This window comes from Bradyrhizobium sp. IC3123 (assembly GCF_020193625.1).
GTDB classification, from domain to species: Bacteria; Pseudomonadota; Alphaproteobacteria; order Rhizobiales; family Xanthobacteraceae; genus Bradyrhizobium; species Bradyrhizobium yuanmingense.
This window is the reverse complement of the sequence record NZ_JADYVF010000063.1, coordinates 1-442: the sequence shown is the minus strand read 5'-3', so window position 1 is coordinate 442 and position 442 is coordinate 1. Positions and strand designations below refer to the sequence as shown.

Annotated in this window: 1 protein-coding gene; it reads right to left on the bottom strand. The window is 68.1% G+C overall.

The window, feature by feature from the left end:
- Window positions 1-191 (bottom strand): DUF808 family protein (locus I6F20_RS37630; protein ID WP_225131612.1); only part of this gene is annotated, 191 nt, incomplete at its 3' end.
- Window positions 192-442 lie beyond the last annotated feature (251 nt).

Here is a 442-nt window from a genome sequence, read left to right as displayed (position 1 = left end):
CCCTTGGCTACCGCCCAGACCACCGGCAGTTCGCGGTCGGCGTTGACCCCGGTGACCTGCTGGGCGTTGAGGGCCAGGTCGTCGCCGAGGACACCGGCGGTCTTCTTCGCGGCGACCTTGGTCATCAGCGAGACGTCGTCGAGCACCGCGGCAATATCGTCGAGGAGGGTGAGGAGGCTGGCTCCGGCCATCTTGGGTTTCCTTACTGGGTGGTGGGCACCGCCATCTTGGCGGGGTGTGTATTTGACACCGGATCGCGGCGGCGGAACAGTGCCTCGCGTTGGAGCGCGGGAGCCGCCGCACAGTTCATTGCGCAGGCGTTCGAGCGAGGTTTGCCAGGGCCAGGCGGGCGATGGCCAGCTCGGCTTCGGTCTCCTCGCGGCTGCCGTCCTCGTCGAACCAGGCCGCCGAGAGTCCGGTCCAGGCCAGGATCCATTGCAGC